This is a genomic window from Nocardia sp. NPDC004860, assembly GCF_040609015.1.
Lineage (GTDB): Bacteria > Actinomycetota > Actinomycetes > Mycobacteriales > Mycobacteriaceae > Nocardia.
Genome location: NZ_JBEXJI010000046.1, coordinates 1 through 25072 on the forward strand (window position 1 = coordinate 1; position 25072 = coordinate 25072).

General features: G+C 68.0%; 22 protein-coding genes and 1 pseudogene. 7 read left to right on the forward strand and 16 right to left on the reverse strand.

Annotated elements, in window-relative coordinates; all coding sequences use genetic code 11:
- The 3 genes and pseudogenes from ABZV44_RS43210 to ABZV44_RS43220 all read right to left on the reverse strand — a co-directional run.
- A pseudogene (locus ABZV44_RS43210) lies at positions 1 to 1962 on the reverse strand (DNA-directed RNA polymerase subunit beta); the annotation flags it as partial.
- Between the two features lie 873 nt (positions 1963 to 2835).
- Positions 2836 to 3717 carry a sigma-70 family RNA polymerase sigma factor gene (locus ABZV44_RS43215; RefSeq protein ID WP_354850459.1) on the reverse strand — a complete coding sequence of 294 codons (882 nt, stop codon included), beginning with the start codon at positions 3715 to 3717 and terminating at the stop codon, positions 2836 to 2838.
- Positions 3718 to 3719: 2 nt separating this feature from the next.
- Entirely contained in the window at positions 3720 to 4115 is a 396-nt protein-coding gene (locus ABZV44_RS43220; RefSeq protein WP_354850462.1) for a VOC family protein, read from the reverse strand.
- A 205-nt stretch (positions 4116 to 4320) separates the two neighbouring features.
- Between ABZV44_RS43220 and ABZV44_RS43225 the strand changes: the two genes are divergently transcribed.
- The 4 genes from ABZV44_RS43225 (at position 4321) to ABZV44_RS43240 (ending at position 6101) form a co-directional block, all read left to right on the forward strand.
- Complete coding sequence (locus ABZV44_RS43225) at positions 4321 to 4545, forward strand: hypothetical protein (protein WP_354850465.1); 225 nt, start codon at positions 4321 to 4323, stop codon at positions 4543 to 4545.
- Positions 4546 to 4769: 224 nt separating this feature from the next.
- Positions 4770 to 5564, forward strand: a complete 795-nt coding sequence (locus tag ABZV44_RS43230; RefSeq protein WP_354850467.1) for a GNAT family N-acetyltransferase — start codon at positions 4770 to 4772, stop codon at positions 5562 to 5564.
- Complete coding sequence (gene infA / locus ABZV44_RS43235; RefSeq protein ID WP_354850469.1) at positions 5561 to 5785, forward strand: translation initiation factor IF-1; 225 nt, start codon at positions 5561 to 5563, stop codon at positions 5783 to 5785. The genes ABZV44_RS43230 and infA overlap by 4 nt, the downstream gene beginning before the upstream one ends.
- Before the next feature lie 22 nt (positions 5786 to 5807).
- Positions 5808 to 6101, forward strand: a complete 294-nt coding sequence (locus ABZV44_RS43240; protein WP_354850471.1) for a hypothetical protein — start codon at positions 5808 to 5810, stop codon at positions 6099 to 6101.
- Here the strand turns inward: ABZV44_RS43240 and ABZV44_RS43245 are convergent.
- The 12 genes from ABZV44_RS43245 to ABZV44_RS43300 all read right to left on the reverse strand — a co-directional run bounded on the left by ABZV44_RS43245 (position 6086) and on the right by ABZV44_RS43300 (position 20741).
- Positions 6086 to 6946 carry an amidohydrolase family protein gene (locus tag ABZV44_RS43245; protein WP_354850474.1) on the reverse strand — a complete coding sequence of 287 codons (861 nt, stop codon included), beginning with the start codon at positions 6944 to 6946 and terminating at the stop codon, positions 6086 to 6088. The two genes, ABZV44_RS43240 and ABZV44_RS43245, sit on opposite strands and share 16 nt — an antisense overlap.
- A gap of 11 nt (positions 6947 to 6957) precedes the next feature.
- On the reverse strand, positions 6958 to 7698 hold the full coding sequence (locus tag ABZV44_RS43250; RefSeq protein WP_354850476.1) for an SDR family NAD(P)-dependent oxidoreductase: 741 nt from the start codon (positions 7696 to 7698) through the stop codon (positions 6958 to 6960).
- Positions 7699 to 7752: 54 nt separating this feature from the next.
- Positions 7753 to 8904 carry a glycosyltransferase gene (locus ABZV44_RS43255; RefSeq protein WP_354850479.1) on the reverse strand — a complete coding sequence of 384 codons (1152 nt, stop codon included), beginning with the start codon at positions 8902 to 8904 and terminating at the stop codon, positions 7753 to 7755.
- Between the two features lie 49 nt (positions 8905 to 8953).
- Entirely contained in the window at positions 8954 to 10273 is a 1320-nt protein-coding gene (locus ABZV44_RS43260) for a glutamate-1-semialdehyde 2,1-aminomutase (protein WP_354850482.1), read from the reverse strand.
- Positions 10266 to 11564 (reverse strand): GNAT family protein, encoded by a 1299-nt coding sequence (locus tag ABZV44_RS43265; RefSeq protein WP_354850485.1) that lies wholly within the window; start codon positions 11562 to 11564, stop codon positions 10266 to 10268. Before ABZV44_RS43265 ends, ABZV44_RS43260 begins: the two co-directional genes overlap by 8 nt.
- A complete protein-coding gene (locus ABZV44_RS43270) occupies positions 11561 to 12946 on the reverse strand; it encodes a glycosyl hydrolase family 28-related protein (protein WP_354850591.1) in 1386 nt (461 codons plus the stop codon). Before ABZV44_RS43270 ends, ABZV44_RS43265 begins: the two co-directional genes overlap by 4 nt.
- A complete protein-coding gene (locus ABZV44_RS43275; protein ID WP_354850488.1) occupies positions 12946 to 14247 on the reverse strand; it encodes a Wzz/FepE/Etk N-terminal domain-containing protein in 1302 nt (433 codons plus the stop codon). Before ABZV44_RS43275 ends, ABZV44_RS43270 begins: the two co-directional genes overlap by 1 nt.
- The gene (locus ABZV44_RS43280) at positions 14238 to 15614 is read right to left on the reverse strand and encodes a hypothetical protein (RefSeq protein WP_354850491.1); all 1377 of its coding nucleotides are present in this window, start codon (positions 15612 to 15614) and stop codon (positions 14238 to 14240) included. The genes ABZV44_RS43275 and ABZV44_RS43280 overlap by 10 nt, the downstream gene beginning before the upstream one ends.
- Positions 15615 to 15771: 157 nt before the next feature.
- Positions 15772 to 16776 carry a glycosyltransferase gene (locus ABZV44_RS43285; protein WP_354850494.1) on the reverse strand — a complete coding sequence of 335 codons (1005 nt, stop codon included), beginning with the start codon at positions 16774 to 16776 and terminating at the stop codon, positions 15772 to 15774.
- Positions 16773 to 18047, reverse strand: a complete 1275-nt coding sequence (locus ABZV44_RS43290; RefSeq protein WP_354850593.1) for an oligosaccharide flippase family protein — start codon at positions 18045 to 18047, stop codon at positions 16773 to 16775. The genes ABZV44_RS43285 and ABZV44_RS43290 overlap by 4 nt, the downstream gene beginning before the upstream one ends.
- Before the next feature lie 466 nt (positions 18048 to 18513).
- Positions 18514 to 19701: a glycosyltransferase family 4 protein gene (locus tag ABZV44_RS43295; protein ID WP_354850496.1), complete on the reverse strand. Its 1188-nt coding sequence runs from the start codon at positions 19699 to 19701 to the stop codon at positions 18514 to 18516.
- Positions 19701 to 20741 (reverse strand): glycosyltransferase family 4 protein, encoded by a 1041-nt coding sequence (locus tag ABZV44_RS43300; protein ID WP_354850499.1) that lies wholly within the window; start codon positions 20739 to 20741, stop codon positions 19701 to 19703. The genes ABZV44_RS43295 and ABZV44_RS43300 overlap by 1 nt, the downstream gene beginning before the upstream one ends.
- A 397-nt stretch (positions 20742 to 21138) precedes the next feature.
- Here ABZV44_RS43300 and ABZV44_RS43305 point away from each other — a divergent pair, with 397 nt between their 5' ends.
- A complete protein-coding gene (locus tag ABZV44_RS43305; protein WP_354850502.1) occupies positions 21139 to 21543 on the forward strand; it encodes a hypothetical protein in 405 nt (134 codons plus the stop codon).
- A gap of 478 nt (positions 21544 to 22021) precedes the next feature.
- Here ABZV44_RS43305 and ABZV44_RS43310 read toward each other — a convergent pair whose 3' ends face one another.
- On the reverse strand, positions 22022 to 22501 hold the full coding sequence (locus ABZV44_RS43310) for an HIT domain-containing protein (RefSeq protein WP_354850504.1): 480 nt from the start codon (positions 22499 to 22501) through the stop codon (positions 22022 to 22024).
- On the opposite strand from ABZV44_RS43310, the gene ABZV44_RS43315 reads away from it, so the two are divergent.
- Together ABZV44_RS43315 and ABZV44_RS43320 are read left to right on the forward strand one after the other, a co-directional pair.
- Positions 22484 to 23101, forward strand: coding sequence for a nuclear transport factor 2 family protein (locus ABZV44_RS43315; protein ID WP_354850507.1), 618 nt, complete (start codon positions 22484 to 22486; stop codon positions 23099 to 23101). The two genes, ABZV44_RS43310 and ABZV44_RS43315, sit on opposite strands and share 18 nt — an antisense overlap.
- Positions 23102 to 23434: 333 nt before the next feature.
- Positions 23435 to 24886 (forward strand): amidase, encoded by a 1452-nt coding sequence (locus ABZV44_RS43320; protein WP_354850510.1) that lies wholly within the window; start codon positions 23435 to 23437, stop codon positions 24884 to 24886.
- Positions 24887 to 25072 lie beyond the last annotated feature (186 nt).

Here is a 25072-nt window from a genome sequence, read left to right on the forward strand (position 1 = left end):
CGAACGCTCGAACTTACGCAGCCGGTAGCTGCGGCGAGTGCCATCGTCGTGCATCACGGTGATGAAGTCGGCCGACACCTCTTCCACCACACCGGGTTTCTCGTTCAGCACGACATCGCCGGAATCGATCGCCGCCCGCATTTCCATACCGGTTCCCACCAGCGGCGCCTCCGAGCGAATCAGCGGCACCGACTGCTTCTGCATGTTCGCGCCCATGAGGGCACGGTTGGCGTCGTCGTGCTCGAGGAACGGAATCATGGCGGTGGCCACCGACACCATCTGGCGTGGTGACACGTCCATGTAGTCGACGGCGGCGGCATGGACCAGCTCGACTTCGGAGTTCTTGCGCCGCACCGCGATTCGATCGGACACGAAGCGGCCGGCCGCATCCAGCGGTTCGTTGGCCTGCGCCACCACGTGCAGGTCCTCCTCGTCGGCGGACAGGTAGTCGATCTCATCGGTCACCCGGCCGTCGGTCACCCGCCGGTACGGAGTTTCGATGAACCCGAACGGATTGACCCGCGCGTACACCGACAGATACCCCATCAGGCCGATATTCGGCCCCTCCGGCGTCTCGATCGGGCACATCCGGCCGTAGTGGCTGTAGTGCACATCGCGCACCTCGAGGCTGGCGCGTTCCCGGTTGAGCCCGCCGGGCCCGAGCGCCGAGAGCCGCCGCTTGTGGGTGAGGCTCGACAGCGGATTGCGGTGATCCATGAACTGCGAGAACTGGGAGGTGCCGAAGAACTCGCGCAACGCCGCCACGACCGGCCGGATGTTCAGCAGCGACTGCGGGGTCACGGCCTCGATGTCCTGAGTCGTCATGCGTTCGCGCACCACGCGTTCCATGCGTGACAGCCCCAGCCGCAGCTGGTTCTGGATGAGCTCGCCGACGGTGCGGACCCGGCGATTGCCGAAGTGGTCGATATCGTCGACCTCGACCGGGACCTCGATGCCACCGGGCGCGGTCATCACCTTCTCGCCCGCGTGCAGCCGCACCAGGTAGTCGATGATGGTGACGAGGTCCTCCTCGGTGAGCACCGGCGAGCCGACCGCCTCGGCCGTGTGGATGCCGAGTTTCTTGTTCACCTTGTAACGGCCGACGCGGGCCAGGTCGTAGCGCTTCTCCTTGAAGAAGAGATTCTCCAGCAGCGTCTGCGCGGACTCCTTGGTCGGCGGCTCGCCGGGGCGCAGCTTGCGGTGGATGTCCAGCAGCGCCTCGTCGGTGCCGGGCGTGTTGTCCTTCTCCAGCGAGGTCAGCATGATGCCGGAGTGGCCGAAGCGCTCGGCGATCTGCTCGCTGGTCCAGCCGAGCGCCTTGAGCAGGACCGTCACCGGCTGCCGGCGCTTGCGATCGATCCGGACGCCGACGGTGTCGCGCTTGTCCACGTCGAACTCCAGCCACGCACCGCGGGAGGGGATCACACGCGCGGAATACAGTGTCTTCTCGGTGGATTTGTCGATGCTCTCGTCGAAATAGACGCCGGGGGAGCGGATCAGCTGCGAGATGACCACGCGTTCGGTGCCATTGATGACGAAGGTGCCCGTGCCGGTCATCATCGGGAAATCGCCCAGGAATACCGTCTGGGATTTGATCTCCCCGGTGTTGTGGTTGATGAACTCCGCGGTCACGAAAAGCGGTGCCGCGTAGGTCAGATCCCGGTCCTTGCACTCCTCGATCGAGGTCTTGACGTCCTCGAAGCGGGGTTCGGACAGGGTCAGCGACATGGTTCCCGCGAAGTCCTCGATGGGGCTGATCTCGTCGAGTACCTCCTCCAGCCCGCCGGCGCGCGTGGCGCCGTGCGCGGCCGTCCGGGCGCGCCAATCGGGCGCGCCGATCAGCCAGCCGAACGAATCGGTCTGCACCTGCAGGAGATCCGGAACTGCCAGGGGCTCGGTCACCGTGGCGAACGAAACCCGCTCGGTCTGATTCGAGACTGCCAAAATGCGTCCTTCCAGCACCTCGCGCCGCCCGCATAGGCGGTCGGTCGCGGTATCTGCTTGTCCTGTGGCCGTAATTCACGCGCACCGGCGCCGGCCGTCCGAACATGACTCGACAACAACGGGTGGATGAAGCCGCACGCAGACAGCGCGACCTTCCACGGTCATTTCATATTTCGAGAGTCGGACAGCACCCGCCCAGGCGCGAAGTCTCAAATTACACCCGAAGCCAACAGATGTCGAGAGGCGCAACAAAATCGACACCGATATTCCGGTGTCTTCCCATTTCAATAATGACACCGCGGAACGCAATTCGTCAAGTCGATTGTCGCCTCCCGTTCACGGCCTCCTGACCAGCGCGAAAGCGACTGGGCGGCAGTATGTTCGGCCCTGCGCGCCAGGGTGTGGCCGTGCGGGAATTCGTATCTCGCAAGGACCGTGACCGGGCCCGGGCCGCGTGGGAAGCGCAATCGGCCGGCCGCGCCGATGATCGCCGAGTTCACGAATCTGACATCGGGCAATGACGCTGTTCCCGGCCCGTATTCACCGATGTTCTTGCTGCACCGGCTCAGTGGACTGTTCCTGGCCGAACTGTGGACCATGATCCGCAGTGATGCCGATCCGGGGACGAGCGAGCATTCACGGAAGCGATTGTGGTCGAGGCTGATTCGGGCCGGGACTTCGAGATCTCTTTCCACGCCTCGCGTATCGCGGCGACCGGGGTTGGAGCCGGCCCAGCGCCTACCGGGTGTACGGTGGTCGCCCTGCCTCCCTGCCCAGATCCTCGACGGTAGTTGCGGCAGTCTCGAATTGGAACGCGCCTGATCGGATCCCGCCGAACTGGTCACCGGCGCTTGGAATCTGCTCGACGCCCTCGACCTCACGGTCGGTGATTCAGGCCGAACCTGGTAGGTGCATCGCGGCGAGGCGGTGCGGGTCGGCGAGCAGGGTGATGGCGGTGATGCGATGACAGGCGACGGCGAGGGATATGACGGATAGCGGGGTGCCGTCCTCGCGCCAGGAGATGAAGCCGGGCAGATTGTCGACGAGGACCGGCTGGTGGCGGGTGACCGCGCCGGAGAAACTGCGTGCGCGCGTGGCTACCTCGGTGGCGCCGAGGGTGACGAATACGCCGCCGGGGGCGTGGACGGTGAGCCGCACATCGGGGTCGAGGACGCGGAGGAGCGCCTCGAAGTCGCCGCCCACCGCGGCCCGGCGGAACGCTTCGGCCACCGCCCGCTGTTCGCGCCCGGGGGCGGCCGGGTGCTCGCCGGCGCCCTGCACCTTCCGGCGGGCGCGGCTGGCGATCATCTTGGTGGCGTCGGCGGATTTGCCGAGTATCCGGCCGATATCGGCGAACGGCACCGCGAACATGTCGTGCAGCACGAAGGCCAGGCGCTCGCTGGGGCCGAGCGAGTCCAGGACGACCAGCAGCGCCAGTCCCACCGAATCGGCCAGGGCGACATACTCTTCCGGTTCCGTGGCGCCGTGGTCGGCGGTGACGACGAACTCGGGCAGGCCGTCGTAGGACGACTCCTGCCGGGCCTGGCGCGAGCGCAGCAGGTCCAGGCTGATCCGGCCGACGACCGTGGTGAGCCAGCCGGCGAGGTTGTCGATGGCGGCGGCGTCCTGGCGGGCCAGCCGCATCCAGGCCTCCTGCACCACGTCCTCGGCATCGGCGTGCGAGCCCAGGACGCGGTACGCGACCGCCCGCAGCCGATCGCGCTGTGCCTCGAAGGCCGCGGCCACCGGGTCCGTCGAGCCGGATCCGGCCATGGCTACCGTCCCCGCCGCTGCTGCCGCAGTGAGATCCGGTTCCCGTCCGGGTCCATCGCCTCGATGCGCACCCCGAACGGATAGTCCACCGGTTCCGGATCGATGAATGTCACGCCCCGCTCCCGCATCACCTCGAAGTCCTTCCACAGATTGTCCGATTCGAGAATGAGCGGCCCGGGCGCGACCAGCTCCGGCCCACCGGACGGCTGTCCGGCGGCCTCCGGAAGCTGCCACAGAATGATCTCCACGGGACTCCTGGATGCCTTGACTGTCAGGAATCGCCCATCGGGCCCGGCATAGTCCACCTGCTTCTCCAGACCGAGCGCTTCGGTGTAGAACTGCAGCGCGCGGTCCTGATCGGTCACGTAGACGGTCACATACAAGATGTTCGACAGCACCCTGTCCTCCATTCGTCGGCTCGGCGACCCGGTCGTTGTCGGTCGCCAACCCGTATGACGCGGGCCGCCGCGAGAAGGTAACCGCGGTTCGGATAACGAAACGGGCGAATCGCGGCAAAGTTGCAGCAAACGTCCGATCGGGGCGATTAGCGTCGGAGACCTGGTCTGCCGCTTCGCCCGCGGCGCCCACTAGAAGGAGGACCCGGTGACCGAGCCAGCGAAACCCTCACTGCTGTCGAAGATCTCGATGAAGCAGTGGATCGCGATCGTCCTCACCGTGCTGGCGGTGATCTTCATCGCGGAGAACCGGCACCGGGTGGACATCGAATTCCTGCTGCTGACCATCCGTTCGCCGATGTGGCTGGTGCTGCTGGTGACCTTCGCCATCGGCTGGGTCGTGGGCGTCCTGACCATGCGATCCCGTCGCTGAGACGGCCATTCTTGTGCTTCCTCTTCGGTCCGTGGCGGAAAATACCTTGCGTGGACCGGGATTCGGTCTGCTAGCCTGCTGCCTACCGTGACATCAGGCGAGGAGGTGAGACCCATGAACACAGTACCGATGTGGGGGCTCCCTCTCGTCGTCACGGATTGGCGAACGCTGTAGTTGTCGCCGGGAGCGCCTGCCTGACAAGGCAATCCCGAAAGGTGACAACGATGAATACTTCGGATATCTCTTCGCGTGCGGGCGATTCCGCCGCGATCACCCGGGTCGCGCTGACCCGATGGCAAGCCGTGGAGAACGACCTGGTGGTCGGGTGCGGTGATGTTTCGACACGACCCGACGGACGGCTGTTCGTCAGCATCGACGCCTGGCACGACGCGGTGTTCGAGCAACTCACGGCCGCGATGCTCCCCACCCTGCGCAGGCCACTGCACACCGTGGTCGACGAGAACGACGCCGACCTGCTGTCCCGGTGGGCACGAGCCGGTTTCGCGACCCGGCGCCGGGAATGGGAGTACCTGATCCCCACCGATCCGGCCGGCACCGGGCTGCATGCGGTCCTCCCGCCACCGGACATCACGATCGTGCCGGCCGGGCGTGCGGCGGCGGAACCGTTGCGCGCCCTGGACCGGGTGATCCGCGACGAGGTGGAGGCGGCGGTCGGCTGGCAGGAGATGCCGGCCGAGATCCTGGGCGGGTACGACGGTGACACCATCGTGGACCGGTCGAAATACGTGGCGGCGGCCCAGGCCGACCGCTACGTGGGCCTGCTCCGCGTGGTGCAGGTGACCCGGCTACCGCGGATCGGACTGATCGCGGTCCGGGCCGGCCAGCAGCGCCGCGGCATCGCCCGCGCCATGCTGGCCCACACCCTGTCCACGCTGCACCACCGCGGCATCGCCACCGCCTCGGCCGAGGTGAACGAATCCAACGCGGCGGCCACCGCACTGTTCGACGGCATCGGCGCCCAGCGTGTGAACAGCAACCTGGAACTGGTGCTGCGATGACCAGGACCGGAAAGGGAATTGAAATCGAGGGCACCGTCGTCGAGTGCCTGCGCAATGCCACCTTCACGGTGGAACTGCCCAATGGGCATCAGGTCCTCGCGCACATCAGCGGCAAGATCCGGAAGAACTACATCAAGATCCTTCCGGCCGACCGCGTCCTCGTGGAACTGAGCCCCTACGACCTCACCCGCGGCCGAATTCTGTTCCGGTACAGGACGTAACGGGCACGGGCGGCGGCTTCCGGTGGAGGCTGTCGAAACCGAAGTCGGAGGGCCCAGCCGCCGGGTGGGCGGCTGGGCCCTCCCACCGTGGGTTCAGGCGTCGTCAGCCGATCTGGACGCGCTGGTGGCCCTGCTGACCGACGACGTGTTCATGTCGATGCCGCCGATGCCCTTCGAATACACCGGCCTCTACGTCCTGACCCTCGCCGGTGACCGGATCAGCGGGCTGACCAGGTTCGACACCGCGTGCTCCCACGCTTCGGGCTGCCCCGATCACTGCCGAACCGCTAGCCGGGTCACCTATTTCAGGCGGTAGGTGTCGAGCGCGTTGGCCCGGTAGAAGAACTCCGCCTCCTGATCGGTGGCATCGGTGGTGACGATGTGGTCGATCGCCGAGACCAGCTCGGTGTAGGTCCCGGCCAGCGAATCCACCGGCATGTTGGAGGCGAACATCAGCCGCCGCCACCCCCACAGCGCCACACTCGATTCCAGCCAATACTCGAGCGACGGCCACGCCAGATCCCGGCAGATCAGCCCGAACCCCGACAGCTTGCACAGCCACTGAGTCTCCTTGGCCGCCAAGGAGATCGCGTTGTGCCACGCGGAGCGGGCCTCGGAGGAATGTCCCTGCGGGAACCCCAGGTGCTCGAGCACCACCCGCAGCTCCGGGTACCCGGCCAGGAAATCGATCCAGTCGAGAATATCGCCGGGCTCGGTCACCAGATCGAAGACCGCGTCGTGCTCCTGCAGCCAGCTCGCGAGGGCATCCGCCGCAGGCGTATTCGGCGACAGCCCTTCGAAAACCCGTACCCCGCGGAACCGCTCGGTGCGGGCCTGCTCGTCGAGATGCGCGATCAGCTCGGTCGTCGGCAGGGTGGGATCGACCGCCCCGACGATCGCGAACGGTCGCGACCCGGCCGCGGCAATGCCGTCCACCCAACGGGTTTCGTCCAGATAGGCGTGCGGCGCGGTGGTGGCCGACACGTGTACCAGCCCGGCCACCTCGATCGAGCCCAGCCCCCGATCGAAGTCGGCCGGCAGAAAGTTCTGCGCGATGTCGGGTCGTCCGGCGGCGGCGAATCTCGCCAGGCCCGGATACCAGGCATGCGCACCGGTGTCCCACAGGTGCATGTGGGCATCGACGAGGGGGAGAGAGGGCATGTGGGCAACTCCTACTGCATGGTGATGCCGCCGCTGACGCTGATCAGCTGGCCGGTGACGTAGCTGGCTTCCGGGCTTGCCAGCCATGCGATGAGGGAGGCTACTTCGTCCGGCCGGCCCAGGCGTTTGAGGGGGATGGATTTTTCGAGGGCGGTGAGGGTTTCGGGGTGATCGGCCATGGTGTGGGCGACCATGCGGCCCTCCAGCGGTCCGGGGCAGACCACGTTGACGGTGACGCCGTCGCGGGCGACCTCCCGGGCGAGGGATTTGGCGAAACCGAACAGGCCGGATTTGGATGCGGCGTAGACGGTTTCGCCGAAGGCCCCGGCTCGCGCGCCGTCGGAGGCGACGAACACGATGCGGGCGGCCTCGGCGTCGAGCATGCCGGGCAGCAGCAGCTGGGTCAGGCGCATGGGCCCGCGCAGATTCACCTGGAACATGAGGTCCCAGGCGAGGGTTCCGGTGTCCAGGAATGGTTCCACGACGGCGACCCCGGCACAGTGCACCACCGCCGAGACCCGCCCGCCGACCGTCCGGGCGGCCGATTCGATACTCTCCGCGCTCGTCAGATCCAGTTCCAGCGCAGTGGCTTCCGCCCCCAGCTCCGCCGCACACGCGCGCGCACCCTCGGCATCGACATCCGCGACCCACACCGGCCGCCCGGCGTCCACCAGCCGCCGCGCCACCGCGCGCCCGACATCCCCTGCCCCACCGGTCACCAGCGCGCCGGATACCGCTCCGACACCACCCACTGTCTCACCCTGTTCCGCTGTTCTCGAATCCATCCGGATTCTATGAATAGTCGGTCAGCGGGAATTGCGCGACACAATGTCCGCGATTCGGCCGCGGAAGGCCTCGGGGGAGAAGGTGACGGCGTGCTTGCGGATGGTTTCGGGGTGATAGTCGGCCGGGTCGAAATCGCGCATCACCCGCGCGAATCCGGCCACCACTGAATCATCGGAACCGGTCGGAATGTGTTCGCCGGAGATACCGGGCACGACGGTGTCGAGCGCCCCGCCCTCACCGACGGCGAGCACCGGTGCGCCACAGGCCATGGCCTCCACCGGGACGATGCCGAAATCCTCCACGCCGGGCATGAGCAGCGCCCGGCAGCGGCGGTACATGTCCTGCAGCACCTCGTCGGAGGCCGCCCCCAGGAAGGTGGTCTCCGGGCCCGCCAGCGCCTCCAGCTGACGGCGATAGCGGCCGTCGCCGAGGATCACCAGGCGCACCCCGGCCGCGCGGGCGGCGCGAATGGCGAGATCCGGGCGCTTGTAGGGCACCAGCCGGCCCGCGAACAGGAAGAAGTCCTCCCGGTCGATGCGCGGATCGGGGGAGAAACGGTCCACGCGCACAGGCGGATTCACCACCGACGCGGGCAATCCCCACCAGTCCCGCACCCGATCGGCCACCGCCTGCGAGTTCGCCACCACATGCGTGAGCCGCGGCGCGGCACGCAGTTCGTTGTGCCGGGCCAGCGCGCCCAGCGCCATCAGAATGGCCTGCCCCGCCCGTCCTCCGGCCTCCCGCGCCCGGAACGCGCTGTCCCAGGCCCACCGGGCCGGGCTGTGAACGTAGGCGATCACCGGTGCGGTGGTGGCGAAGACCGCCTGGGTCGCGAAGGCGTGATGGCTCACCACCACCGCGTCGTACTCGCCGTCGAGTGGAAGACGGCGCAGCGTTCCCGGCACGAAGGGCAGCAGCGGCGCATGCGACCGCCGCCCGCTCGCCGAGTAGGCGCGCGAGAGCCAGGTGTCGTGCACGAGTCCGGCTGCCGCCGAGCCCGTTTCGATCGAGGACCCTGCCGCCGCCACGAGTGCGTGCGTGCACTCCGCGTCGGCGATGGGCGCGAAAACCGGTGCGCCGGGCCAGGTTTTCATGAACTCGGCGACCACGGCCTCGGAGCCGCCGTATTCGGTGAATCGCTCGTGGACGAGGGCGATCCGGGGTGCGGACATCACAGCTCCTGGGTTACTGCGCGAGACTGGGTTACGGTGCGGGGCTGGGTTACGGTGCGAGACGACGCGGTGCCGCCATGCGCCGCAGCGCCGGAGCCACCGGCCGTCCGGCGAGCAGGCCGTCCACCGAGCCCTGTTCGAGGGCCTTGCGGTAGGTCTTGGCCGCCGACTCGCAGGCGTCGATGGTGTGGTCGACGTCGGCGTCGGTATGTGCGGCCGAGTTCACGAACGACTGCCCCAGCACGCCCCGGTCCAGCAGTTCCTGCAGGAACAGCGTCCGATAGGGCTGGGAGGGAACGCCTTCCGGGTCCCGGGTGAGGAACACCAGGCACGACGGCCGGCCCGCCACCTCGAGATGATCCCCGATACCGAGGTCCGCGGCAATGGCATTGACCCCGGCGGCGAGGCGGCGGCCGGATTCCTCCATGCGCGCCACCGGATCGGTGTCGCGGTAGGTCTGCACGACGGCCCGGAAGGCGGCCAGGGACGCGGTTTCCGGCCCGTGGGTGGTCGAGAGCAGGAAGACCCGGTCCGCGTCGGTGCGCAGCCCGCCCAGCTCCATGTACTCGCGTTTGCCGGCCAGCGCCGAGAGCGGGAACCCGTTGGCCATGGCCTTGCCCCAGCACGACAGGTCGGGGGTCACACCGTAGATCCGCTGTGCCCCACCGGCGGACCAGCGGAACCCGGTGATCATCTCGTCGAAGATCAGCAGCGCGCCGTACCGGTCGCAGAGCGCGCGTACGCCTTCCAGGAAGCCCGGCGCGGGTTCGGCCAGGGCCGTGGCCTGTTCGAGGATCACGCACGCGATCGCGATGCGGCGCAGGGCCGTTTCCAGCGACGCCAGGTCGTTGTAGCGGAATCGCACCGTCGGAACCGCGGGTATCCCCGCGTTCATCTCGGTGGTGCCGATGAACCAGTCGTCGACCGAGAAGAAGGGCTGCTCGCAGATCGCCACCGCCTCCCGCCCGGTCACCGCGCGCGCCAGCCGCACGGCGGCCGTCGTGGTGTCGGAGCCGTTCTTGGCGAACTTCACCATGTCCGCGCCGGGCAGCAGGCTCAGGAAATCCTGGGCCGCCAGGAGTTCCAGCTCGGTCGGCCGGGAGAAGTTGACCCCGTCGGCGATGGTCCGGGCCACCGCCTCGACCACCGGCACGAACCCGTGGCCGAGGGTCACCGAGCGCAGCCCCATGCCGTACTCGACATACTCGTTGCCGTCCGCGTCCCACACCCGGGCGCCCTTGCCGCGCACCAGGATCGGGGCCATGGCCTCCGGATACTGGTCCGCGCCGCGCGCGTAGGTGTGCGCGCCCCCCGGGACCAGATCGTGCAGGCGCGCCTGCAGGGCGGCACTGCGCCGGTAGTCACGCATGATCGGCACCCCCGGCGGTGATGGCCCACAGTTCGTGGTCGCCGCGGTGCCCGTCGAGTCCGGTGTAGCTGCGCATGGTTCCCTCCTTGTGCAGTCCCGCCGAGGCGGCGACCGCGGCCGATGCGGTATCCCCGGCCGCGACGGCCGTGTATACGCGGAACAGTCCGAGCCGGTCGAAGGCGTGTGCCAGCAGGGCCCGGGTTGCCGCCAGGCGGACTCCGTCGTCGGCGTGGGCGGGATCGGCCCAGATGTGCATCCGGGCGTTGCGATCGAACATGTCGAGGTCGAACAGCCGGGCCTCCCCGGCGTAGGCGCCCGCGGCGTCGAGGACGAGCAGCAGACCGGCGCGGGAGCGCACTCCCGCTGTGCTGCGGGCGAATTCACGCCACCAGGACGGACCGGTGCTATCGGTTCCGTCGATCGCCGGGGGCGCCCCGTTACGCCGGGCGGTCGCGCGGGCCGGGCCGTCGGAGGGCCGGAGGCTGCGCAGCGCCACCCGGTCGAACCCGGCCAGCCGGAGCATGACGGGCCGGGTGGGCAGCGCCTGCCGCGCGGCCCGCCACAGCTGGCCCGCGCGATACCGGGCCAGGACCCCGAAAATTGTGGCTGTATCGGGTATTCCGTTCGCCTCCGGTGCTCCGGTGGGTTCGTCCGGGGGCGGGGTTCGATGCGCGAGCGTGCGCTCGGTCCACATCTCGGTGAATCCCTTGGGCGGAATCTCGGCCCGCGTCATCGACCACAGATCGTGATCGGCCCGCGCCCCGCCCACGTCGAAGCGCAGCCGCATGCGCCCCTCGCGCACGAACCCGATCTGCACCGCACCACTGGTGGCCGCCGCGTTTCCCGGCGAGATGGGCGCGTTGATGCGCTCCAGCCCCAGCACCTCGAAGCTGAAGTCGAGGATCAGTCCCGCCGCGATCCCGCCGAATCCGTGCCGCCCCATCCGGGCGTCGATCCAGATTCCCATCTCGCCCTGCCGGGCCTGCGGATCGATATTGCCGATCTCCACCTGCCCGGCGAAGCGCCCGTCGATCTCGATGACGGTGGCTACCCGCCGCCCGGTGCGGGCATTGGTCGCCGCCTCCAGGCATTCACGCACCCACGCCTTCTCATTGTGCCGGGTGTCCCAATCCAGCGGCGAGGTGTGCCAGAACGGTTCCAGGAGTCCGCGATTGCGCAGCCGCAGCCGCCGCCACTCCTGGTAGTCGGCGAAGCGCGGCAGCCGCAGCAGCAGGGTGCTGCCGTGCAGCCGCGCCGGGCCCAGTGTCAGTCGTGCCCCCGTGCCGCTCACGAGTGCGGTCGCTGCTTGCCCAGCGACGAGGTCTTGATCGCACCGTCCGTGCCCACCGACAGCCGCCAGTACGTGCCCGCCGAGTCCTTCAACACGATTCCCCCTTCGCTGCGATCGGAAATATAAGCCCCACTGTTCAATACGGCCGACAATACGGTCCCGTCCCGGTCCTGGACCTGGAAAATATCGGCATCGGGCTGACTCGCCTGCGCCACCGTGGTCCCGGCGAAGCGCGCGCCGTGGATGGCCCCGCGCCCGATGACGTGCCAGCCGTCCGGGAACGACCTGGGATCCACGTCCTGGTAGGACCCGGAGATGAGGTTGACGGCCGTGCCCTCCGCCACGCCCTTGGGGTCCACCCGCACCTCGATGGGCGGCGCGTCCAGATCCGGATCGAACTGCACATTGGCCAGATACGGCTGGCGGCAGTGGATCAGGTCCAGGCACACCTTGCGCGCGGCCACCTTGCAGTTGACCAGACCGAACTGGGCGGGCCCGCCGGCCGGTCCGCCGATGGACAGCGCGGTATCGGCCCCTTCGAACCACACGTTGGTCAGCCACCAGTCGTTCGCGGGGCCGTCCACCACCAGGTGCTTGTCGGTGGTCCTGGGATCGTTGTCGGACACGAATTCGACGTTGGCCAAGGCCAATCCGGCATTGTGGTCGCCGCCGGTGCCGAGCACCCCGATGTGATTGTTGGTGAGTTTCGAGGACGTCACGTAGTTCTGGATGCACGAGGTGACGATCCCGTACCCGAAATTGTTGATATCGGAATTGATGACGGTCGTGCCCCCGGTGTTCTGATCCAGCACCAGTCCCCGCTGGTCCAGGAATCGGGGCGCGTTGTCGCTGAGATGGTTGCCGCGCAGTACCACCGAATCGAAGGTGCAGCGGAAGCACTCCGACAGCCGCACGGCGGTGGCCTTGGGGCCGGAGAAGTAGAAACCCAGGCGGGAGAAGCGAACCCGTTGCTTGCGCTGCAGTGCGATGAAGGTGTCGTCGCCGTCGTAGTTGATGGTGGTGACATCGGCCCCGTCGCCCAGCACCGTCGCGTAGTCGGCGAGCGCCGGGAACTTCTTCAGCGTGTACTGCCCGGCCGGGATGTAGAGCACCAGCGGCTTGTCGCTGACCGCGGCGGCCTTGGCGAAGGCGTCGGTGTCGTCGGCCTTCCCGTCCCCGACCGCACCGAAGTCCTTCACATTCCGGGCCGACGGCTGATCGGTCACCTGCGGCGAACGGAATTCCGTTGCGCCGGAATCGGTTTTCGAGCACGCGGCCGCGACCGGCAGGATGGCCGCCGCCCCGAGTCCGGCGGCCAGCAGCCGCCGGCGGCGCACGGCGGCGTCCGACCGGTTGTCCGTTGTCCCCCCGTCCTCCTCGATCACCGTTTCACCAGATCGAGCGGATGCTTGACGAGTTCGCCGACGCTGCGATGCGGCCGTGAGAAGACGACCGTGCCGATCATTCGCTTGTTGTCGTGACCGAAGGTGGCCAGCGCCCCGCGTACCTGGCTGGAGGTGGTCTGCCCGAGCTCGATCACGCCGATGGTGGCGTCCACGCGCCGCGCCAGCGCGATGGCGTCGGCGGCCGCGGTGACGGGTGCGGCCTCCACCACGATGTGGTCGAATTCGCTGCGCAGCTTGGACATGATGTCGCTGAACCGCTCGGAGTCCAGCAGGTCGGGGGTGCGGAAATCCATGCCGCCCAGCGGCAGCACAGTGATCCCCACCTCCGGCCAGGCCATCACGAACCCTGCGGGAGTCGCGTTGTTGCGCAACAGCTCCGAGAGTCCCGCCGCCGCGGCCGCCGGACTGCGCCGGGACGAGCCGTACCCGGTGGTGTCGGCGTCCACCAGCACCACCCGCGCGCCGGTATCGGCGAAGGTGCGGGCCAGCCCGATCGCCACATCCGGTTCGGAGTGCGGCGACAGCGAGGTCAGCAGCAGGCTGACCAGTGTGGGATCCTCGGTGAGCCGGGTGCGCAGCCGGCGTAGCTCACCCGCCGCTCCGGGCCGCCCGTCGTCGACGATGCCCAGGATCGGGACGGGCAGAAAGGCTTCCAGCTCGGTGGAGGTACGGACTCGCTTGTCGAGTTTGTCGCGCAGGATCGCCGCGCCCAGGCCGACCATCAGTCCGGCCAGCACGCCGAGCAGGTAGTAGCGCTTCTTCTGCGGTCCGCTGGGCTGGCTGGGTGTCTGGGCCTTGTCGATGACCTCCGCGCGGGCGGCGGGCGCGGCGTCGCTCTGAGTGACCTCGAGCCGGGAGACCAGCGCCCGGAACTGGGAGACCACCTCGTCGGCCAGGGCGCGCGCCCCGGCGGCGGTGGAGTCCTTCACCGTGATGATGATGATCGTGGTGGCCGGCGGCGAAACCGCGGTGATGCGGCCGCGCAGGTCGTTCACCGAACTCTTCAGGCCCAGCTGATCGTGCACGTAGGTGGCGACGGTGACGCTGGAGGCCAGATCCACGTACGAGCGCACCCGCTGCTGCGCGGCCAGCCCGCCCTGATAGGAGTCGTTGACCGAGGTCCCGGTGGCCATGGATACGTACACCGAACTGGACGCGGTGTACTCGGTCGGCAGGGTGCTCGCGTATCCGTACGCCGCCCCCGTGCAGAGCGCCACCGCGACCACGATTATCGGCCAGCGCCGCCGCAGCAGCCGCCAGTAGTCGATCAAACCCATTGCGCTGTCCTCGTTTTCCCGGATGGAATCGGTGCCCCCTGCAGCTGTTCCACCCGTCTTCGGAATTCACCAACAACCAGATACGCCAGCCATGCCAGCACCACGGCCTGCAGATACTTGCCGAGCATCTCGACGGTGCCGAGGATGCCGCGCTCGAACAGGACCGGGACCTCGATCACCGACAGGCCCAGGATCGCCATGGCCAGGTACCTGCTGTAGAGAGCCCGGATCCAGATCAGCAGCAGCACGAACGTGATCGTGACCCCCACCGCGACACCGATGTAGCCGCCCAGCACGTAGCCCTCGTTGATATTGCCCTCGGCCAGGGACACTTCCACCGTCGACATGTCCACCGAGCGCCCGCGCACCTGCTCGGCCCAGGCGGCGCCGGACCGGAACTTCTCCGCGCCCAGCAGCTGGGTGGGAATCAGGCTCTGCACGGCGTGCTGCGCCACCTGACTCGGCGTCAGCCAGGAACTCGGCCCGGCGAACCAGGAGTCGGTGGCGGCCTCGAGCAGGTCGAAACGGCGCAGCATGCTCAGGAAGGGGTGCACCACCGTCGGATACTGCGCATCCACCTGTGCCGCTTCGGCTTTGGCGGCGGCGTCGGTCTTGAGCGACTGCAGCCAGCCGAAGCCGCCGATGGCGAGGCCGGTGATGCTCAACACGCCGACCACCTTGACGCGCGTCCAGCCGGTCATGGCGAAGCGCACGGCGATGGCCAGCGCCGCGCCCATGATCGGGGTCTTGGACTGCACGGTGGCGGTCCACACCAGTTCGCCGCAGGTGAGCGCGCCGACCACCAGCGCGGTGGTGCGGCCGGACTCGTTGCGGTAGAACACGATCAGGCCGACCGCGCCCAGCGTGGCGAGAATGGTGACCAGGTTGATGAGCGGGTTCGGGCTCTCCAGTTCGCCCGCCTTGCCGGTGGTGCCGGTGGCGTAGGCCGCCAGCCGGCCCAGGGTGCCGACGCCGTAGAGCAGGAACAGGGTCTGGGTGAAGATGGGCTCGCCCGCGAAAGGCGCTACGCGCGGTGTGGTCTCGCGCGGGCGCAGCCGCACCCAGAACACGTAGCCGATGATCAGCGCGGCGTAGACCCAGAGTCCGAAGATGACCGGTTGCAGCACCGCGGCGATGCCGCCGTCGTAGCCGTACTCGTAGAGCCGCGGATCGGGCACATTGTCGCCGTAACTGGGGAAGGGCTGCACCCACAGCAGCACCACCGGCCGCGCGACATACGACAGCGACCAGTGCGCGGTCTGCGCGATCAGGAACACCCGGGCCACACCGGGCAGGAACATCGCGGCCACGACGATCGTCACCAGCGCGGCGGCGACGAGGAATACAGCGAATTGTGCGGAGGCCATCACTCTCCCATCACCCGTATGTCCGCGCCGCGGGCCGGGGCGTTACCCGTTTGCGTGGCCGTTCTTTTCGCCGTCGGCGCGGCAGATCCGTCGCGCCGTTCCGGGCATGGGCGGAGCTGCGCGCGGCTACGCTGTGTGGCCTGGTGCGCGCGGCCGCTCATGCCAGTGCGTCGATGATCTCGCGGGCGCGGTCCACGTACCGGTGGTCGCCGTGCACGATGCGGCGGTGACCGGCCTCGGCGACCTTGGCGACCTGATCGGGATACTTGGCGCAGCGGTGCAGGATTTCGCGCAGCTCGGTCGGGCCGGAGAACAGGTAGCACTCGGCCTCGTCCTGGAGCAGTTCGGCGTGTTCGTCGGTGCGTTCGCCGACGAAAAGGCCACCGGCGGCCGGGACTTCGAAGGTACGGCAGGTGTGGGTGTCGCGATTGTCGGAATTGAGCAGCACCAGGTTCGCGGTGACGGCGGCGACCGCCGTGGAGAAGTTCTCGCCGTAGACCGCGCCGCCGACATCGGCGCCGGTCTGCCACAGTGCGCGCACGCGCCGCCAGCCGGGACCGCGTAACAGCATGTCCCCGTGGTGTTCCCGGGCCAGCGAAATCAGGAGGTCTTGGCGGTCGGGGCGCACCGCGCCGATGAAACCGACCAGGTAGTTACGGACGGTGCGGCGGGCGGTGAGGTGGTGCAGGGCCGGATCGTATGCGCTGCGAACGAATTTCACGTGCCGGGCGCCGCGGGCGGCCAGTTCGGGAACGTTGTGCCACTTGGTGGTGACGATGAGATCCCATTCGGCTTCGTGTGCCAAGTATTCCGGGCTGGTGTTGTACGGATTGGACACGTCATCCGGGCTGTAGTGTACATGCAGACCAGCCGGGGCGCTCAGTAGCCGCTGCTGGTCCAGGTGCACCGATTTGAAGGCGAACAGCACGTCGGGCGCGAATGCGGCGGCAGCGCTGTCGATCTCGCGATGCAGTGCCTCGACGTCCCAGGGCGCGCGGCGATGGGCGACCTTCGAATACACCCACGGTGGCGACAGCCGCGCGGGCAGCGTGACCGGGGTCGTGTCGATCACCACCACCTCGTGCCCCGCCTGCTGGAATCCGTCGGCGAGTGAGCGCGCGTTGCTGCCCACCCAGTCATCCCCGACGAAAAGTACTTTCACGCCAAATCCCCCTTGGTCAGCAGCGCGGTGGCAGGTTCGACCGGCCCGCCGCGGCCGGCTCGTTCCCGGAGCATGAGCCACCGCACCCGGATGATGTACCACAGCGCGACGCTGATTTCCGCGGAAACTGTGCCATAGACCAGGGTCCAGACCGATCCGGTCCGGGCGGCGACCACCAGCGCCACCGCGGCGACGCAGGTGCCGATGATCGCGCCGATCAGCACGCCGATAGTGTCCTGCTTGACTGGCAGCACGGCGGTGGTCACGTACGAGGTGATGGTGGTGGCGGGCAGGATGAGAATCTCGACGCGCAGCAGGGGTATCGCGCCGTCGAAATCGTGGGTGTAGATGAGATGGATGAGGATCGGGGCCAGCGCCCAGACGCTCACCACGGCCAGGCAGGCCAGGGTCACGCAGCCGATCAGCATCTGGATCTGATTGCGCCAGAACTGATCATGGGCGCTGCGGCGAGCCATGCGGGGGAGCAGGGCGAAGCCGATCGGGTCCAGGGTGGATTGGATCGCGCGGACCAGCCGGTCGCCCGCGGAGTAGAGGCCCAGCGAGGCCGCCTCCAGCACCGCGCCGTACACCGCCGCCGAACCCTGGCCGTAACCGGTCACCAGCAGCCGGGAGGTGAAAATCGGTGCGGCCATGCGCAGGACGGCCCGCACGCCGTAGGGCCGGGCGGGCGGTCCGAACTTGCGAAAGGAGTCCCACCAGGTCAGCGCCACCGTGGCGATGGAGGAGACCAGCAGGCAGAGCACGGCCATGGAGGCGCTGGGGAATCGAGGTAGCAGCCCGACGAGCAAACCGAGATATCCGATGCGGCCCACGCCCTGATACATGGTGGAGCTGCCGAATCTGCCCTGGCCGATGAGCAGCCAGTCCTCCGAGATCGACCAGAAGCCACCGGCGAACAGGCCCAGCAGCACCATGTGCAGTTTGGGGGACACCCCGATCGCGAGGCTGGCCAGCAGCGCCACGCCGATGAGGGTCAGGGTGGTCGCGCGAATGGCGAGGTAGGTGCCGCGCAGGCGGTTCACCTCGAGGTGGCCCGGATCGTCGTCGGGCACTTTGGCGGCCAGGAACGAGGTGACGCCCAGATCCACGGCCAGCGAGCCGATGAAGTAGGACGACATGCCGATGGCCAGCAGGCCGGTGCCGTGCGGGCCCAGCATGCGGGCCAGCAGCGGGACGGTGACCAGGGTGATGACGTACTGGCCGTACTTGCCGAAGGTCACCAGTCCGATATCGCGGATGATGCTGCCCATACTGCCCAGGCCGGAGGACGAATCCTTGCGATGCTTACCGTCGGCCTGGGAATGATCTGTGGCGGTGGGGGATTCGCCGTCCGTCGCGGCCTGTCGGTAAGCGCCGGTGGCGTCGCGCGCCGGGCGGGTGACCGGGAGCCGCACGGTGGGCGGGTCGACCGGATCGCCGTAGAAGGTGGGCAGCACCGGACCGCGGGAGGGCGCGGCATAGCGGGCGGCCCGGGTCTCGTCGAACGACACCGTGCCACGGCCGGTGCCGTTCTCGTGGCCGTTCGGTCCGGCGCGGCGCTGCCGCGGGCCGGCCGGACCGGAATCACCGCGGGCGTCGTGCTCGAAGGCGGAGGACTGCTGGTCGACCTCCGGAATCCCGTGCCGCATGTGGCGGCGCTGTCGCAACCGGCCCAGCGTGCCGAGGGCCTCCATCCGCACGGTGGGCGGGTCGTAGGCCGGCAGTGGATCGGTCGGATCATCCACGCCGCCACCGCTTTCCGGGCAGGCCGGTCAGGAGGTCGGTCACGATCCGGCCCGACTCGGCGACGTCGAATTCGCGGGATCGCACCTGTGCGGCATCGGCGAGTTTGACGCGCAGTTCCTGGTCGGCGATGAGAGTGTCCAGGGCGCGGGTGAGCTCGGCGCGATCGCCGGCCATCACCAGCAGGCCGTTCACTCCCGGCTCCACGATCTCCTCCGGTCCGCCGGGGCGGGTCGCGATGACCGCGCAGCCCGCCCGCATGCCCTCCACCACCACCTGGCCGAAGGGTTCGGGCAGCACCGAGCAGTGCACGAGGATATCGGCGTGGCGCAGATAGGATTCCGGGTCGTCCACGTGGCCGGTGAAGGTGACGGGGAGGTCGAGGGCGGTGGCGTGCACCTCGAGTTCGGCGCGGTAGGGCTCCTCGTCGAAGAAGGTGCCGCCGACCAGGAAGACCTCGCGGGGGAGGGTTTTCACATCGGCCAGGGCGCGCAGGAACAGGTCCTGACCCTTCCAGGGGGCGAGACGGCCGACGACGGCGATGATGGTCTCGCCGGGAGGGCGTTGTTCCTGGGGGCGTCGGTCGCGGGTGAGCGTGGATTCGTCTGCCGGGGTGTGATTATCAGGTGGGAACTCGACACCCGGATAGGCGACGACGGCCGCTTGCCGCCAGGTGTACAGCGAGGCCAGCGTGCCGCGGCTGTTGGCGATCACGCCGCGGGCCACCACCCAGCCCAGCACTCGGATGACGAGGGCGAGCACCCGGCCGAAGTAGTCGCGCGAAACCCGGTCGTGCACATGCCAGACCAGCGGGACCCGGGCCCGGCGGGCGGCGACGGCACCCATGAGCATGGCTTTGGTGCTGCCCGCGACCAGGACCGTGGCCTCCAGGTCGCGGACGGTCGCGCCCAGTGTCCAGCCCAGACGTAGCAGGCCCGTCGCGCCGATGAGCAGGCTGCGGATCCCGGCCTTGTCGATGGTCATGGCGCGGGAGTCGAAACTATTGGTGACGACGCGGGTTTCGATCCCGCGCGCGGCCATCAGGCGCAGCATCGGGCCGTCCTCGGTGTAGAGCACGGCGGTCCGCCCGGCGGGCATGGCCGAGACCAGGCGGAGCGTTGCCAGTTCGGCTCCGGAGGGGGCCGCGGTGTGCGCCAGGAACACGGCCTTCAGCGGTGCCATCAGTCGACGAGCTCCGCGTAGAGATCCCGGTGCCGATGCGCCGCGACGGCCCAGGAGAATGTCTCCGCGTGGGCGCGGCATTGTTTCGCGGCGGGCCGGGAGCCGTCGAGGGCTGCGGCGATGCGGGCGGCGAGTGCCTCGGCATTGCCCGGCGGGACGAGGAGCGTGGCGTCCAAATCCCGGACAGAATCGGGCAATCCACCACAATCGGACACGATCGGGGGGCGTCCGGCGGCGAGGGATTCCAGGGCGATGAGCCCGAATCCCTCCAGTGCGAGGGAGGGGACCACAGTCAGATCGGATCGGGTGTACAGGTCGGTGAGCTCCGCGTCGGACACCGATCCGGTGAATCGGATCGACGGCTGGTCAGCGGCGAGTGCCCGCAATTCGGCCTCGGCGGTCCCGGTTCCGACGATGATCAACCGGGCGTCGGGATGCTTGGCGGACACGTCGGACCAGGCGCGAATGAGCACGTCGATGCCCATCCGCTTCTCCAATCGCCGCACGCACAACACGATTCCGGTGTCGGACTCGGGCTCCGAAGTCGTGAAACGCTCCAGATCCACACCCGGCGGAATCACCCGAACCCGATCGGGCCGCACGCCGTAGTCGCCGACCAGCAACCTTTCGAAATGTTGCGACAGCACGACGAACCGGTCCGCCCTGGCATATCGCAGCCGCTCGACCAGATACTTGGCACGCACGGCCCGCGCGCCCTCTCCGGCCATCCGGCTCTCGGCCGCCCACGGCCCGTGAAAGTGCACTACCAGCGGATTTCGTACCGTCGCAGGCCCGTACAAGCAGAAGTGCCGATCGATCACGGTGTCGCGGGTGAGCCCGTCCCGGTCCAGAAACGCGGTCCGTGCGCGCTGGAGCGTCGATCCGCCGGTGGGTCCCCATGACTTCGCCCCGACCGGGCCGTCTCCGAAAGCCCTTGCGCCGACACTGATTCGAGTGTCGCGAGTCAAGGCGCCGTATAGATCTGTGAAGTACCGGTTGAGACCCCCATGAGCGGCCGTGAACCACTCCGACCCTGTCATCAACACCCGAATGGGCCGTGTCAAAACCCTCACCCCCGGGTCCGTCACCCACATTCGGACCGAGATAACGATCCGAACGCCCTTGCAGCGCAAGTGTATGCCAATCCGCGCTGCCGGGCGGGCTATCGGCCCGCAATCAACCCACCGACCAGTATTTTCCGCGCCTTCGTTTTCCGAGCACGCATCAGCCGGACCATCGAGGCGTCGAAACAGCCGGATCATCGAGGCGTCGAAACAGCCGGATCATCGAGGCGTCGAAACGGAAGGACCATCCCCGCGCGGAATTGGCTGGATGCTGTGTCAGCGCAGCTGTCAGGCCGGTATCAGCTCGACGTCAGCCGCCCCAGCGAAAGTAATTCACGTCAGCAACACCGCAACTCGCACCGAGGAGCCCACCATGACCGCCACCCTGACCGCCCAGGACAAGCAGACCCTCCGCACCGCCGCCTACGGCGCCGTCTCCCTGATCTCGGCCGCCGACGCCGCCGGCGGCTCGCCCCACAAGGCCGCCACCGCCGGCAGCATCGCCCTCGGCTCCGCCACCGGCCTGGTAGGCCACATCCTCGCCGAGAAGTCCACCGGCGTCCGCCTCGACTCCAAATCCGTAGCCGCCCTGGCCGACCAGGTCCTCCCCGCCCTCACCACCGCAATGACCCTCCTCTCCACCCACTCCCCGTCCGAGGCCGCCAACTTCCGCACCACCGTCCTCGTCGCCATCGAAGCCGCCACCCACAAAACCGGACCCACCCCCACCGTCACCGACATGACCCGCAAGATCACCGCAGCCCTCGACGCCGCCTGACCAAATGCCCCCGGGGCCACTTCTCGCCGGCACCGACCCACAACCCCAACCAGGGACCCAAGCCCGGACAGAACGAATGCTCTGTCCGGGCTTCTTCGCTGCGTCCCGCCCTGTTCGAAAAGCCCGTCGAAACCAGGTCTCGCACGAGTCGACAGAGGTTCGGTTTCTCTCCCTGGAGGAGTTGGAGGACCTGCCGGTGCACCCGACCGTGCGTCTGAGGCTTCAGCATCACCGGGAGCAGCGGCAGACTCCTTGGTTGGGCTAGACGTCGCATCGCGCGGGTATGAAGATGGGTGTCTCCGTTGTTGTGGGTCACACCAAGCGAGCGGGTGTCGGCTCGTTCGCCTACAGGTAAAGGCGGCAAGGCTGACGGATATCGACAACGCAACCCCCGGCGACGTTTCATCATCGAGTTCGACGAAACCGACTGCGCGGAACGAGTAATCGGCGACCCTGCAACCGCACCGACCCGGTGGAGTCAGGTTTTGGGTGAGGGGTCGAAGTAGCTGCGCAGCCGATCGGCGTAGATCCATCGTTGTTCGCCGGTTGCGTACCCCGGCAGTGGGTGTGACCCGTAGAGGTTGTCGGAGTCATATCGGGGGAAGACATGGACGTGGTAGTGCCACACGTCCTGGCCGCCGCCGGGTTCATTGTGCTGGCGGGTGGATACGCCGTCGCAACCGTAGGTGGCGCGCATCGCGATGGCGACCTCGCGGACAACGTCATGCACGGCGTGCCCGTATTCCGGTGGCAGGTCGTACAGGTTCTCGTGGTGAGCGTTCGGAATGACCAGGACGTGCCCGCGGTTGTTCGGCCACCACCGGGATGCGGTGAAAGCGGTGGCACGGTCGGTGCGCAGCACGATGTCTCGCGGGCCGTCGAGCGGGGTCTCGCCACCGGTGAGAAGGAAACAGAATGGGCAGTGGTAGCCGGACGGTTCGTGATTGTGCACGGTCATTCGACCCTACCGCATGGTTCACGTCAGATACATTGCCGCCCAATCCATCCGCATCCGGCATCCACTTCGACCGGCGGCCGGATGATGCTGTCGTTTTTCCGCCAGCTCGGCCCGATGTGCGGCTATATGGTGCGGTTCATGACACTCGACAGCAGGAACGTCGTTCAGGCCGCCTGGCGAGCGTTCGCCAGCCACGATGGCGAGCAGATCGCGGCATTCTTCACCGCCGACGCGGAGTGGCTGGCGCCGTCCGGCAACGCGACCGCGGTCGCGCTGAACGCCCCCAGTCACATGGTCGGACGCGAGGCCATCACGCAGTTCGTCGCGAACGATTTCCCTCGATTGTTCGTCGGCGATGTGGTGGTGGAATTCCATGGCTTCTATTCCGATGGTGACTGCGTGATCGTGGAGGAGACGATGAGTGCCACGCTGGCGAACGGGAATCGATACAGCAACGACTACTGTTTCGTGTTCGAGTTGCGCGACGGTCTGATCCACCGGGTTCGGGAGTACATGGATACCGCACGCGGTCATCGGGATGTCTTCGGTGATTCGGAAGCCGCTGCCAACGGCACAACTCGGTCGGTAGCCGCCAGCTGATATCCACTTGGATTCAGGTGAGTCGGTGGCCCCGGCGCCGGTAGTGCGACAGGCGAGCCTGGTACTGCCGGCGCGGGGGCCATCGCCAGGGCTACACGGAACGCATGCCGCGACGTGGCCGCAGCGCGGAGCAGGGGATGGAGGCATCTATCTGGTTGTGTACCGCGGTATTCCGTGCCCCGTACCAGGGGGAACAGTCCATCGCGGACACCGTGACCTGCGGTGGGCCGCGATCGACGACCGGGCGAGGTCTGTCGTGGCGGACGCTTCCGCGGATCGTGGGGCGGCGAAAGTCGGGTCGAGGGACCGGCGCACGGCGGTAGGGTCGGGTTCATGGAGTGGAGTTTTCGTGCGGCGGAAGAGCTTTCGGCGGCAATGCGCGCTGGTGAGGTGACCTCGGTGGAGCTGACCGAGGAGGCGATTGCGCGGATCGAGCGGGACGACAAGGCGATCAATGCGGTTTGTGTGCCGGACTTCGAGCGGGCGCGGGCTGCGGCGCGTCGGGCTGATGAGGCGCGCGGGCGGGGTGAGGACAAGCCGCTGCTCGGGATTCCGGTGACGGTCAAAGAGTCCTACAACATGGCTGGGCTGCCCACGACCTGGGGTATACCTGCGTTCCGGGATTATGTGCCGGCCGAGGACGCGGTGCAGGTGTCGCGGCTCGAGGCTGCCGGTGCGGTGATGCTCGGTAAGACCAATGTGCCGTTCATGTTGCAGGATCTGCAGAGCTTCAACGAGATTTACGGCACCACCAACAATCCGTGGGACCACGGGCGTTCGCCGGGTGGCTCTTCCGGTGGATCGGCGGCGGCCTTGGCGGCCGGGTTCGGCGCGCTGTCCATCGGGTCCGATATCGGTGGTTCACTGCGCACTCCGGCGCATTTCTGCGGCGTGTACGCGCACAAGCCGACCCTCGGGTTGGCGGCGACGCGCGGTATGGTGCCGCCGCCCGCACCGGCACTGCCGGCCGAGATCGATCTCGCCGTCGTCGGTCCGATGGCGCGTACCGCCCGCGACCTCTCGCTCCTGCTCGATGTCATGGCCGGACCGGATCCGCTGACCCTCGGTGTCGCGTACGAAGTGGCTCTGCCGCCCGCCCGCCACGAGAAGCTGTCGGACTTCCGCGTCCTGATCATCGACGAGCACCCGCTGATTCCTACGGGCTCGGCCGTGCGGGCCGGGCTGAACCGAGTCGCCGGCGCGCTCACCGCCGAGGGGGCTCGCGTCGAACGGCACAGTCCGCTGCTGCCCGATCTCACCGAAGCCGCGACCCTCTATACGCAGCTGCTGGTTTCGAACCTCGCGGCGCGCATGCCGGCGGAGCAGTACGAGCAGGTGCGGGCGGTCGCCGCCGGACTGCCCGCGGACGCAGAGGGTTCCGAGGTGGCCTGGGTGCGCGGCGCCGTCTTCAGCCACCGCGAATGGATCGAGGCGAACACCCGACGCGAATTCCACCGCCAGACCTGGCGGCAGCTCTTCGGTGAGTTCGATGTCGTCGTGTGCCCGATCACGCCGACTCCCGCGTTCCCGCACGACCACAATGCCGATATGCGGGACCGGCGGATCGACATCGACGGCGTCGCACACCCATTCGGCGACCAGCTCGTCTGGGCGGGGGTGGCAACCATGCCCGGCCTGCCGGCCACCGCCATCCCGACGGGGCTCTCATCCGAGGGGCTCCCGGTGGGCGTTCAGCTCATCGGCCCGATGTTCGAGGACCGCACCCCACTGCGGCTGGCCGAACTGCTCGAAGAGAAGATCGGCGGCTTCCAGCAACCGCAGTAGGGCCACGTTGGGTGCGGCGCACAACCAAACGTTGTGCGCGGCAGGTGGATTGGTTGTTTGATGTCCGGTGCCTCGGCTGATTGCATCTTCCTGATCGATGCGAGGGTGTTCGGATGCGGCGATGCGCCGCTGACATTCGCGCGGTACCGGGCAGTGAACAGGAGAAACGTGGAGATCGGACTCACG